Source organism: Phaeocystidibacter marisrubri (assembly GCF_008933165.1).
GTDB lineage: Bacteria > Bacteroidota > Bacteroidia > Flavobacteriales > Schleiferiaceae > Phaeocystidibacter > Phaeocystidibacter marisrubri.
In genome coordinates, this window is sequence record NZ_WBVQ01000001.1 from 321,549 (window position 1) to 334,308 (window position 12,760).

The following is a 12,760-nucleotide window of genomic DNA, read 5'->3' on the forward strand; positions in this document are numbered from 1 at the left end:
TTATTCTTCCGCTCGAATAAAAGCTTCAGCAGTTTCTACCATTTTAGGAGAACCGATGAAATACGGTACACGTTGATGCAATTCTTCGGGCTGGATATCCAAAATTCTATTTTCTCCATCAGATGCTTTTCCACCTGCTTGTTCAGCGATAAAGGCCAGTGGATTGCATTCGTACAACAGTCTCAATTTACCTTTAGGTGCCTTGGTTCCTGTAGGGTAGATGTAGATTCCTCCCTTTAATAGGTTTCTGTGGAAATCACTTACCAAGGATCCAATATATCTAGAGGTATATGGGCGATTTGTGGCTTCATCAACCTCTTGACAATACTTGATGTACTTCTTCACTCCACCATGAAAGTGTGCGTAGTTCCCTTCATTCACGGAGTAAATTCTACCCTCTTCAGGAATTTTCATTTGAGGGTGAGAAAGGCAGAAAACACCAATAGAAGGGTCAAGCGTGAATCCGTTTACACCGTGACCTGTTGTATACACCAACATAGTTGATGAACCGTAAACAACATAACCAGCGGCTACTTGTTTATTGCCAGGCTGCAAGAAATCTTCCAATTGAACAGGCGTTCCTTCTGGAGAAACTCTGCGGTAGATACTGAAGATCGTACCAACCGACACATTTACGTCGATGTTTGAAGATCCATCAAGTGGATCCATCAGTACGACGTACTTCGCTTCTTTGTGAATTTCGTCATTGAAAGCGATGAAATCTTCCAATTCCTCACTTCCCACACCACAAACTTCTCCCATGGCGCGCATGGCGCTAATAAAAGTGTCGTTCGCAAAAACGTCCAATTTCATCTGGTTTTCACCTTGAATGTTTTCGGCGCCAACTGCTCCTAAAATATCTACAAGACCCGCCTTGTTGATTTCACGGTTAACCACTTTTGCGGCTAAACGAATGGAGGTAAGGAGTTGAGATAGTTCTCCTGTTGCGTATGGGAATTCACTTTGCTTTTCAACAATGAATTCTCCTAATGTAGTGGGTCTTTGCATGATGGGTTTTTTCTGAGCCCGACAAAGATAGCGATGTAGAATGAAAAAGGGGAGGGTCTATCGAATCGAATATATTCCGTTCGTTACTGTATCGCCTGTATTTGTGTATAAATGGATAAACCTCATGTTGTAAACAGGAGGAGAATAGTTCCCCGATGTGTCTATGGAGCCAGATAAGTAAGTAGCGTTTCTCCAAGTGTAAACTTTGCCAATAATGGGGTCTGTTTTGATCGTGTAATTAGGGCCAAGTTCATAGATCGCTGTTGAGATATGCTCATTGTTAAATCTGTGGATACGTTTTGAATATCGGTAGTGTTGCATTCCGCAGGATGTGGCAATGAGGAGAAGAGTGAATGTGATAAATTTCATCGTTTATGGTTTTAGGCTGATAGTTCAATCATTGTACCGCCTTTCTAAAATTTTCATTCATGGTCTTGTGAAATAATAAACATGATGTTATATTTTAGTTCAATGCGTTCAGAACCCTTGCTTGGTGCAATAGGTCGATTTACTTTTGCACCATTAATTGAAAGGAATCATGGATCAGACATCAATTGTTTGGAGTTCAGAGAATGCTGAAGCGCTAGTTACAGAATTTGGATCACCGTTGTTTGTATACGACACCGTTGTAATCGAAAGACAGTACAAACGACTTCGTCAGGCGTTCAACCGCTGTGCAACGCGCATTCACTTTGCAGGAAAGTCGCTGTCCAATGTGAACATTTGGAAGTTCATCCAACAATTGGGAGCCGGTTTCGATGCCGTTTCCATTGAAGAAGTGAAACTTGCCTTGCACGCTGGGTTTGATCCACGAGAAATCCTTTTTACTCCGAATAGCGTTGGCCTAGCTGAATATGAAGAGGCCATTCGATTGGGTGTTCACATCAATGTAGATAACCTATCTATATTGGAGGAGCTAGGCGCGATTTACGGGGATAGAGTGCCTATTGGTATCCGAATCAATCCACATATCTTGGCGGGGGGCAACCACAAGATTAGTACCGGACACATTGATAGTAAGTTTGGTATATCCGTTCATCAAATGCGTCATCTGCACCGCATCGTAGACCATTACGGCTTGCGTATTGATGGCCTGCACATGCACACGGGAAGCGAAATCCTAGATGTTCAAGTCTTCTTGACAGGCGCTCAAATTCTTCTCGACTTAGCGATGGACTTCCCACATTTAGAGTACATCGATTTTGGTTCGGGTTTCAAAGTGGCCTACAAGCCAAATGATCTTGAAACGGATATCGAAGAGCTTGGTGAAAAGATGTGTGGGCTCTTCAATGAATTCTGCGAGAATTACGGTAGAGAATTGGAGCTGATTTTTGAACCGGGAAAGTTCTTAGTATCAGAAGCGGGTACCTTCTTAACTACCTCACAAGTTATTAAGCAAACCACCAGCACGGTTTTCGTTGGGGTAGATAGTGGATTGAATCATTTCATTCGTCCAATGTTCTATGATTCCTACCATCATATCGACAATTTGTCGAATCCCGACGGAAAACAGCGTATTTATTCAGTAGTCGGTTACATTTGCGAAACCGACACCTTTGCTTGGGATCGTCCGCTTCCAGAAGTTCGTCAAGGTGACATCCTAGCATTCCGCAATGCAGGTGCCTATGTGATGTCCATGGCGAGCAATTACAACAGCCGACTTCTTCCTGCGGAGGTGATGTACATCAATGGTGAATACAGGCTAATTCGCCGAAGACAGGAATTGAACGATTTACTTCGTGATCAGATTGAGATTGAATGGAACCAAAACGCATTGAGTTAAGAAAAGCAGAATTGGGCGACCTAACGGACGTTCATTACCTCATTCAACAACTTGCGATTTTTGAGAAAGAACCGGATGCGGTTGAAATTTCGATTGAAGATCTCCAACGACACTACTCCGAATCCAGATTTGAAGTTTTCCTTGCGGCCATCGACGGAAAGACCGTGGGTATGGCCTTGTTCTACGAGCGCTATAGCACGTGGAAAGGACCGTTTATTCACCTTGAAGACCTTTTCGTTATTCCTGAATTTAGAGGAAGAGGCATAGGTAGAATGCTATTGGAGTGGGTGATCTTTGAATCCGATAGAAGAGGAGCTCGCAGATTGGGTTGGGAAGTTCTCGACTGGAATACTCCAGCTGTGAAATTCTATGAAAGTATGGGAGCTGTGATTGAGAAATCATGGTGGCAATGCAGAATGTATAAGTCAGAAATTGAATCGTTTGATTACCGATTCATTGAGGAGATAAAAGAAGTTGAGTCATGAGCGATGTGTTTCGCGTATATAAATTCGGTGGAGCTTCAGTGAAAGATGCTGCAGCCGTACGCAACGTTTCTGAGATCATAGTGAACCATGCGGAAGAGCCTTTAGTGGTTGTGGTTTCTGCAATGGGAAAAACAACAAATGCCCTGGAAACGGTAATCGCGGCTATCATGAGTAAGGATGAGTCGCTATTGCATTCCTCCATTCAGGTAGTGATTGATTTTCACCGGGTAATTGTCGAAGAACTCTTTGGTGCCTCTCATCCTGTTTGGTCTTCCATAGAAGGAATGTTTACCGAAATGCGTTCGCAAGCAACTCTTCGTGTAGACGAGAAATATGGAGAACTTTATGATCGACTCATTGGTTTTGGTGAGATGCTCTCCACTCAAATTGTAGATGCTTATCTAAAAGAGATGGGTATTGACTCTACTTGGCAAAATGCACAGGAGCTGATTGTGACGAATGCCGATCACAGAAGGGCCACCGTAGATTTTGAGAAGACGGAAATACGCGTTCGTGAGGCGGTAACGCCCAAAGGCGTTCATGTGATTCAAGGTTTTCTGGGCGCAACAGAATCGGGAAAACCCACCACTTTGGGACGAGAAGGTTCCGATTATACGGCTGCCGTGATGGCCTTCGTTCTCAACGCCGCTGAAGTGTGTATCTGGAAAGATGTTCCAGGCGTCTTGACGGGTGATCCAAAGGTTTTTGACGATGTAATTCAACTGCAAACCATTTCCTTTAGGGAAGCGATTGAGCTAGCCTACTACGGAGCTTCCGTGATTCACCCCAAGACGATACAGCCATTACAGCGAAAGGAAATTCCCTTACGAGTGCGAAGCTTTGTTAACCCTACTGCACCTGGGACATCTATTCAACAAGGGAAATCACTTGTGCCTATGTCGCCTTGTTTCATTCGAAAAGGCAATCAAGTGTTAATAACCTTGAGCACACGAGATCTTGCTTTTATTGTCGAAAATCATCTCTCCAAGATTTATCAAACCTTCCACAAGATTGGTGTCGCCGTTAACCTCATGCAGAATTCAGCAGTAAGTTCTTCATTTTCTATCAATAATGATCCTATTCTTATTCCTCAGTTGTTAGAAGAATTACGCGGTGATTTTACCGTGAAGCACAACGAGGATTTAACCCTTTACACCATTCGTCACTACGACGCGGCTGCTGTGAATTCTATAAAGAACAGAGGAGAGGTCTTCCTTGAACAAGTCACTCGACATACCCATCAAATGGTGCTCAAAGAAGTACAATAACCTTGTTGATAACTGCAAGTGCCTGCGTTGGGCCATAATTGAATTTCGATACCCCGAATTGTTACCTTTGTTTGTAGCATGAAGCAGACCAAACAACTTGTAGCCAAGAATGACCTAGCTAAAGCAGCAAAGCTCGACAAGATCGGGATGAGTTGGTTGGCAGGGGTAATCATGGATATCACTAAGCTCACTGAAGTCAACGCTCTGTATGAACGCTTCGGTGATAAGACTGGAATTGACTTTATTGATGCCGTATTTGAAGAGTTGGAAATTGAATTCAACTACTTTGAAGATGAGTTAAAGCGAATTCCGAAAGAAGGACCCTTTATTACCGTTTCCAATCACCCTTTGGGGGGAATTGACGGCTTGGTTCTTTTGAAGATTATCTCAATGGTTCGCCCGGACTACAAGGTGATGGCGAATTTCTTGTTGAAGAAGATTGAAACATTGGAGGATCAGTTTATTGCTGTGAATCCATTCGAAACTCGAAAAGATGCTTTCAACAGTTCAACGGGATTGAAAGAAGCGATTCAACATTTAAAAGATGGTCATGGTTTAGGCATTTTTCCAGCAGGTGAAGTGAGTGCCTATAAGTTTGGCGAGCGAAAAGTAATTGATAGAGAGTGGCAAGATGGCGCAATTAAGCTGATCGAGAAGATGGGTGTGCCTGTTGTTCCTGTCTACTTCAAGGCTAAGAACTCTTCGCTGTTTTATGTCCTAGCATCTCTATCTAGTACCCTTCAAACGGCTAAGCTACCGAGTGAATTACTCACTCAGCGGAACAAGCAAATACTTGTCCGGGTGGGTAAGCCTGTCGAGAAGAAGGAGATGGAAGAATGCAAGAACTCAGTCGAAACCATGGAATTACTGAGAGAGCGTACCTATCGTTTGTCCTCTCCATTAGAAGATCCTACTCGACTTGAGCGTCTAAAAAAAGTAGTGAGTAGACCTCCAAAGGCTCCTGCTCCCATTGTCTCCGAGACTCCTCAGCAACTCATTTGGGATGAGATTGAAGACTTGAGGGAGAAAGGTGGTAGGATGACAGAGTTTAGAACCTTTGAAGTGTTCTGTGCCGCTGCACCTGATATTCCGAATATTCTGAGAGAAATTGGTCGACTTCGTGAGATCACCTTCCGAAAGGTGGGAGAAGGAACGAATGAGGAAACCGATTTGGACGATTATGATCAAGTGTATTTGCACTTGTTTTTGTGGGATAATCAAGCACAGCGAATTGCCGGTGCCTACCGTCTCGGTATGGGTGCGGATATTTACAAAGAGAACGGGATTAAGGGATTCTATGTCAATAGCCTATTCCGAATTGAAGAAGATGCCTTCCCAATTTTCAGTAAGTCGTTGGAAATGGGGCGTGCATTTATCATCGAAGAATATCAACAAAAACCAATGCCTCTCTTCTTGTTGTGGAAAGGTATTGTGCATGTTATTCTCCGAAATCCGGATAAAGTGAGGTACTTGACTGGCTGTGTGAGTATTTCAAACCAGTTCTCGAAATTCTCTAAGGCTATGATGATTTCGTATGTTCAGCATCACTTCTTTGATGCAGAATTGGGAAAACACATTCACCCACGTAAAGAGTTTCGAGTACGCCTGAGCGAAGAGGATGAGAAATTTATTCGCAACTCTTCTGGCGATGATTTGAATAAGTTTGATCGTTTTATCGACGAAGTAGAGCCAGGGAACATGAGGTTTCCAGTTCTCTTCAAGAAGTACATCAAGCAGAATGCGAAGATTGTGTGCTTCAACGTAGATCCGAAGTTTAATAACTCCATCGATGGGTTTATGTATATAGATATCAACGACTTACCAGAGCAAACCATTCAGCCAGTTTTGGAAGAGTTGGAAGAGGCAACGAAGCAAGAAGGCAGGAAATAGCTTTCGATTTTACACCTCTCATACAGGGGCCACCAAGCCTCCTCCCCGAGTTAAAGTACGAAATCATTCCCCAATAGCCGTATGATAAACGTGTGTAAACACTTAGTTTATAACGTTTCGTGTGGATATCTAAGAAGATGAATTAAGGTGCTTTCACCACAGGATTGCCGAACTTGAGATCGGGAGGGAGCGTGAGCTCCCCTCTTGAAATTAATTTTGAAAAGGTGTTTAGGACTTAAGATGTTTTATCATCTTTTCCGCCAAGTACAGAGCCATTTTTTCAAAAGCCTCTACAGTCCAACCTCCAATGTGAGGAGAAAGAAGAACTCGGTCGTCTTGAACCAGTTTCTGGAAAACTGGATTCTCTTCAATTTGGAGTTTAAACGCACTACTTTCAAATTCCAACACGTCTAAACCAGCTCCCTTTACCTGACCTTTGTCTAAAGCTTTAAGAAGATCTTGCGTTTTTAAAACGGGACCACGGGCGGTATTTAAAAGGTAGATGGGTTTATCCAAACGGTTGAAGAAAGTCTTATTTATCATTCCACGGGTCTCTTCAGTAAGTGGAACGTGGATGGAAACGACATCTGCCTTCGATGCGAGCTCATCAAGAGAAACGGACTTAATATTTTCTGGCCAGTCGGTTTTGTAAGGATCATTGGCGAGTAGTTGAACGTTGAAACCACGAAGTACGTTAGCAAAGGCACTTCCCATGTTGCCAAGTCCAATAATGCCTACTGTTTTTCCAGATAGCTCTTCTCCTGTGTTTTCATGACGCTTCCAAAGGCCATGTCTGACTTCAATATCGGCGATTCGAATATGGTTCATGAGATTGAGTAGAAGGGCTAATGCGTGTTCAGCTACGGCTTGTCGATTGCCTTCGGGAACGTTGAAGCAGGTTACATTGTGACGTTCCGCGGCATCCAGATCGATATTTTCCAAACCAGCTCCAAACCTGCCAATGCATTTTAGCGATGTCGCGGCACGAAAGAAGGCCTCATCAATGGGGAATTTACTGCGTACTACTACACCAGTAAAATCGGATATATTTTCCAGTACTTCTTCTTTGTTCCACCCCGTTCCATCAACAAGTTCAAATCCGTTCTTGTGAAGCGTTTCTTCTAGTAAAGGATGAGTGGAGTCAATGATCAGTACTTTCATCGCATGTAGTAAGTAAAGCCCGCACTCCAAACGAGATGGTCATAATCTCCATCCAAAGAAGAAACGAAGGCGTCTAGTGCAAAGTTGTTACCTAGCAAATAGCTTGCGCCTGTTTGTATTTGAAAGCTAGAAGATCCTATATCACTCATCATGCCTTCAGCAAAAACGCCGAAATTATGGTAGTTGTAATGCACGTTAAGCGTTGCGCTAAAATTACCCAAGTAGGCTTCAAATCGAGGTTGGATATATCCAATGCTAGAGGCAATGCCAAAACTCTCACTGATCTGGTAGTTTACGTTAAGGTAAACACTTGCAGAACCGCGGTTGGACTTGCTGAGGTAATCAAAATTAAAGAGAATGGCCGTGTCTGGTTGAATCCTGTATTCCGTCCAATTATGTTGCGTCGTATTTCGAGAATAGCTGGCTTGAGCCAATGCTCCAAGGGTAAAACTCTCACCAAAGCTTAGACTGTATCGGTACCCCATTCCCACGTTAGAACTAGATGCAAATGAGAATCGATCATAGACCAAGGTGGAGCTGGAAGTGCTAAAGTCTTGGCTGTTCTGGCTAGATCCAGCGAAGAAATCAATTTCCCCGATACAAGTTCCCCACCTGAGTCTCGCGTTGAATCCCAATAGGCGGTTGTTTTCATCAGTAAACTGACTTGCTCCAGATTGTACGATGATTCCGCTTCTTAGATGCTTTGCATCATAGGTGAATCCAGGTCTATCGGAGTGAAAGGGTTCGAAATAGGGGAGGATATGGGCCGTAGCGGTATCATTTTGTCCCAATGACAAAAGAGAACTTATGGATAATAAGAACAAGGAGAGATAACGCATAACGTCAGGTTTTAGAATCCAAGAATAGCTTTTCCTATTCCAAAGTAGATAAAAAGGCCGAGAACGTCGTTGGCGGTTGTGATAAATGGACCTGTCGCTAGGGCGGGATCAATCTTGTATTTGTCGAGGATAAGCGGAACAGATGTGCCGAAAAGACTAGCGAAAATGATGACGGTTAGAAGGGCTAAACTCACCGTAAGGGCTAGAGCTTGAGAGTATCCAATAACCAAGCTCACTCCAAAAATGACAAGTGCACAGATCAATCCGTTGACCAAGCCTACGCTAAGCTCTTTCGTGAGCTTCTTGACGATGTTCTCTGAAAAGGTCTGGTTGGCCAAGGCTTGCACAACAATGGCTGAAGATTGTACGCCGACATTTCCGCCCATTGCCGCGATCAGTGGGATGAAGAATGCCAATTGAGGAATGGCACTCAGTTCGTCTTCATTCTGACCAATAACGGAAGCTGCAATCACTCCTCCCATTAGTCCGATGAGAAGCCATGGGAGACGAGCGCGTGTAAGGTTAAAAACGGTATCGCTACTGTCTACGTCTTCACTCAAACCAGAAGCAAGTTGGTAATCTCTGTCGGCTTCTTCTTTGATAAAGTCGAGAACGTCATCCAGGGTGATTCGCCCCAATAATCTTCCCATTTCATCTACAACAGGTACCACAAACATGTCGTACTTCTGCATCATTCGTGCAACTTCTTCGTTTTCTGTAGTTGATTTTACAGATTGGAATTTATTGTTGTAAACTTCCTTTATGGGGGTTTTGGTAGATGTGGTTAGAAGCTTTTTTAAACTTAGAGTTCCCAGAAGTATGTCATTGTTGTCAACTACATAGACAGCGTGAACCTGCTCTACGTCTTCTGCTTGTCGGCGCATTTCGCCTACACAACGCATCACTGTCCAGTTGTGATTTACTTTGACTAATTCGGTTGCCATCAAGGCACCTGCGGTATCTTCAGCGTGGGTTAGAAGGTTGGCAATTTGCTTGGCTTGCTCAACATCCTCTAGGTTTGATAGTACCTCGAGTTTCTTTTCTTCAGAAAGCTCTGAAATCAAGTCGGCTGCATCATCGGAATCGAGGTTTTCTACAACCTCTTCCGCAATTTCTTTACCGGTGTATGTGTCGAGAACGTCTTTTCGAGAGTCTTCATCTAATTGAACGAGAACCTCACCGAGTAAGTCGGAGTTGAGGTTTTCGGTAATGTCAATGACTTCATCCTTGTTTAACTCTTCCAGAATTTCGGCAATATCAGCGGGGTGTAGCTCCGAAAGTTGTTCGGCTACTTCTGCTGATTTACCTTCCTCTAAGAGGTCGTTGATCTCGTTGAGGTATTCTTGGGTGAGTTCAAAGCTCATAGCTTCAGGGCGTTGGTCAGTTGAATGAATTCTCGATATCCCAATTGTTCTGCTCGAAGACCGAGCATGGCTTCAGTCTCTGGCGTGTGGTCGAAAGTTAAGGATTTGACAGCGTTCCTCAAGGTCTTTCTTCGTTGGTTAAAAGCCGTTTTTACAACGGTTTTAAACTTCTTAAAGTCAACATCGGGTGGAGTGTCTTTCCGCTTCATAGTCATGACACCGCTTTTTACTTTGGGCGGTGGATCAAAGACATGCTCGTCTACGGTGAAGAGGTATTCCACGTCGTAGTAGGCCTGACAAAGTACTGAGAGGATTCCGTAGTCTTTCGAGCCGGGTTTTGTCGCAATTCGATAGGCGACTTCCTTTTGGAACATCCCGGCAAATTCAGGAATCGAGTCGCGTTCATCTAATACTTTGAAAACAATCTGTGAACTAATGTTGTACGGAAAGTTTCCAATTACGGCATAGGGTTCGTCACCAAAAATGCTGGAGAAATCAAAGCGTAAAAAGTCCTTGTGAATGATCTTATCACTCAATTTTGGAAAGTGTGCTTGTAGCCAGGTTACAGACTCTCCATCTACCTCAACTACCCATGTTTCAATCGGTTGTTTGAGTAAGAATTGAGTGAGAACTCCCATGCCTGGGCCGATTTCCAAGATGCGAGTATAGCCTTCTCCTGAAAGAGAATTGGCAATTCTTTCCGCAATGGATTCGTCTTTGAGGAAGTGCTGACCTAGGTGCTTTTTAGCGCGGACTTTTGTCATGCCTCAAAGGTATTGCAATTTGATTGAGCCAGCACTACACGGTTTTTGGGAGTAGTCCAGCTCTTCTCAACAATGCGTCAGGGGTTGGTTCACTTCCTTTGAATTCCACATATAGATCCATAGGGTGTACGGTTCCACCACTAGATAGTAATTTCTTGAACCTCAACGCAGTTTCAGGGTTGAAGAGGCCTTCTTCAAGGAAAGATTCAAAAGCATCGGCATCCAATACTTCTGCCCATTTGTAGCTGTAGTATCCAGCACTGTATCCGCCTTGGAAGATGTGAGAAAAGGCTGTAGACATCATCATTTCTACAGAAGTAGGGAAGAGTTCGAGTTCTTGGATTACCTCTTTTTCAAAGGATTCAAGATCCCCTTCAACGCCTGTGCTTCTGTTGTGCCAAGCCATATCAATCAATCCAAAACTCAACTGACGAACCGTAGCATACCCTTCCAGGAAGGTAGCGCTCTCGCGAATTTTCTCTACGTATTCTGTTGGGATGATCTCTCCAGTTTCGTAGTGTTTGGCAAAGAGTGCTAACGCTTCGGGTTGATAACACCAGTTTTCCATAATCTGAGATGGAAGTTCAACGAAGTCCCAGTAGACGTTGGTTCCGGTTAAACCTGGGTAAGTTCCTTCGGCTAACATGCCGTGTAGAGCGTGACCAAACTCATGGAAGAGAGTGGTGACTTCCTGAAAAGTGAGTAACGCTGGTTTTGATTTGGTAGGTCGAGAGAAGTTGCAAACGATGCTTATATGTGGACGATGTTCCTCGCCGTTTAAAATGTATTGGCTCTTGTAAGAAGTCATCCAGGCGCCATTGCGTTTACCACTTCTAGGGTGGAAATCGGTATAGAAAATGGCTTGTAGGTTGTTGTGGATGTCTTTTACTTCAAAAGTTCTTACTTCTTCGTGATAGACAGGAAGGTCCTTGCGCTCTTCGAATTTCAATCCATACAGTTTGCCAGCAACGGTGAAGGCTCCCTCTAATACATTTTCAAGGGCGAAGTATGGTTTCAATAACTCGTCGTCGATGTTGAATTTCTCTTTCTTGAGCTTTTCAGAGTAATAGCCGAAATCCCATCTTTCGAGTGTTTCCAACCCATCTAATTTCGAGGCGAATTCTGCTACTTCAGCTACATCCGTCTTTGCAGCATCAAGAGATTTAGATTTGAGATCCGCTAGGAATTCTTCTACGGTTTCTGGCTTCTCGGCCATGCGTTCTGCTAAAACGAATTGGGCATGACTTTCAAAGCCGAGCAAATTGGCGCGTTCTGCCCGTAATTGGGAGATCTGACGAATAATCTCGGTATTGTTGTTTTCATTGTCATTGTTCCCGCGCTTTCCGAAGGCTGTCCACATTTTTTTGCGCAACTCTCTGTGGTCGGCGTAGGTCATGAAGGCCATATACGACGGATAATCTAATGTAAATACCCATCCTTCTAATCCTTTTTCAGAAGCGGTCTCTGCGGCCATGTCACGAGCTGACTCAGGTAAGCCCGAAAGTTCGTTTTCATCGGTGATGTGGAGTGTGAATGCTTGGGTATCAGCTAGTACGTGTTCTCCGAATTGGAGCCCTAGCGTGCTGAGCTTCTCGTCGATTTCGCGAAGTTTCACCTTACCTTCGTCGTCCAATCCTGCGCCGTTTCGCGTAAAAGACTTCCATGTTTTTTCTAGAAGTCGAGCACCCTCTGGGGTTAAGTCGAGTTCTTCTCTTGATTGATAGACCGCATCGACTTTAGCAAACAAATCGGCATTGAGCAAGACATCATTCCCAAATGCGGAAAGCTTAGGGGAGATGTTGCGAGCAAGGGCTTGAATGCTGTCGTTTGTCTCTGCAGAATTGAGATTAAAGAACACTTCAGCCACTCGGTTTAATTCGAGCGAACAGAATTCCAAAGCTTCAATGGTATTCTGAAAAGTAGGTGTCTCTAGTGAGGTGATGGCAGCAATTCTCTTATTGGCCATTTCAATCGCTTGATCAATTGCGGGTTCGAATTGATCAGGTTGAATGGTGTTGAAAGGAACAGTGTCAAATGGAGTATGGTAGGGAGGAAGCAATGGTGACTTCATATCTTCTATTTTTCGGTATGCAAAGATGTTCAACCCGGAAGGTATGCACAAGGTTTTAATGGGTTGAATTATTCTGAAGATAAATAGGGGAGAATGAAAAAAGTCGCCCGATTGGACGACTTCTCAT

General features: G+C 43.8%; 11 protein-coding genes. 4 read left to right on the top strand and 7 right to left on the bottom strand.

Annotated features, from left to right (window positions below; translation table 11 throughout):
• A complete protein-coding gene (gene fbp, locus F8C82_RS01420; protein WP_151691655.1) occupies positions 1–1,008 on the bottom strand; it encodes a class 1 fructose-bisphosphatase in 1,008 nt (335 codons plus the stop codon).
• Between the two features lie 57 nt (positions 1,009–1,065).
• The gene (locus tag F8C82_RS01425; protein ID WP_151691656.1) at positions 1,066–1,377 is read right to left on the bottom strand and encodes a hypothetical protein; all 312 of its coding nucleotides are present in this window, start codon (positions 1,375–1,377) and stop codon (positions 1,066–1,068) included.
• Positions 1,378–1,546: 169 nt separating this feature from the next.
• Between F8C82_RS01425 and lysA the strand changes: the two genes are divergently transcribed.
• The 4 genes from lysA to F8C82_RS01445 all read left to right on the top strand — a co-directional run bounded on the left by lysA (position 1,547) and on the right by F8C82_RS01445 (position 6,434).
• A complete protein-coding gene (gene lysA / locus F8C82_RS01430) occupies positions 1,547–2,791 on the top strand; it encodes a diaminopimelate decarboxylase (RefSeq protein ID WP_151691657.1) in 1,245 nt (414 codons plus the stop codon).
• Positions 2,767–3,276, top strand: a complete 510-nt coding sequence (locus F8C82_RS01435) for a GNAT family N-acetyltransferase (RefSeq protein WP_151691658.1) — start codon at positions 2,767–2,769, stop codon at positions 3,274–3,276. Before lysA ends, F8C82_RS01435 begins: the two co-directional genes overlap by 25 nt.
• Positions 3,273–4,544, top strand: coding sequence for an aspartate kinase (locus F8C82_RS01440; protein WP_151691659.1), 1,272 nt, complete (start codon positions 3,273–3,275; stop codon positions 4,542–4,544). Before F8C82_RS01435 ends, F8C82_RS01440 begins: the two co-directional genes overlap by 4 nt.
• 78 nt (positions 4,545–4,622) lie before the next feature.
• On the top strand, positions 4,623–6,434 hold the full coding sequence (locus F8C82_RS01445; RefSeq protein WP_151691660.1) for a GNAT family N-acyltransferase: 1,812 nt from the start codon (positions 4,623–4,625) through the stop codon (positions 6,432–6,434).
• 228 nt (positions 6,435–6,662) lie between these two features.
• Here F8C82_RS01445 and F8C82_RS01450 read toward each other — a convergent pair whose 3' ends face one another.
• The 5 genes from F8C82_RS01450 to F8C82_RS01470 are packed head-to-tail and all read right to left on the bottom strand — an operon-like array spanning position 6,663 to position 12,633.
• Positions 6,663–7,595, bottom strand: a complete 933-nt coding sequence (locus F8C82_RS01450; protein ID WP_151691661.1) for an NAD(P)-dependent oxidoreductase — start codon at positions 7,593–7,595, stop codon at positions 6,663–6,665.
• Entirely contained in the window at positions 7,592–8,434 is an 843-nt protein-coding gene (locus F8C82_RS01455) for a hypothetical protein (RefSeq protein WP_151691662.1), read from the bottom strand. The genes F8C82_RS01450 and F8C82_RS01455 overlap by 4 nt, the downstream gene beginning before the upstream one ends.
• An 11-nt stretch (positions 8,435–8,445) precedes the next feature.
• Entirely contained in the window at positions 8,446–9,798 is a 1,353-nt protein-coding gene (mgtE, locus tag F8C82_RS01460) for a magnesium transporter (protein ID WP_151691663.1), read from the bottom strand.
• Entirely contained in the window at positions 9,795–10,562 is a 768-nt protein-coding gene (gene rsmA, locus F8C82_RS01465) for a 16S rRNA (adenine(1518)-N(6)/adenine(1519)-N(6))-dimethyltransferase RsmA (RefSeq protein ID WP_151691664.1), read from the bottom strand. Before rsmA ends, mgtE begins: the two co-directional genes overlap by 4 nt.
• A gap of 34 nt (positions 10,563–10,596) precedes the next feature.
• On the bottom strand, positions 10,597–12,633 hold the full coding sequence (locus F8C82_RS01470; RefSeq protein ID WP_151691665.1) for a M3 family metallopeptidase: 2,037 nt from the start codon (positions 12,631–12,633) through the stop codon (positions 10,597–10,599).
• Positions 12,634–12,760 lie beyond the last annotated feature (127 nt).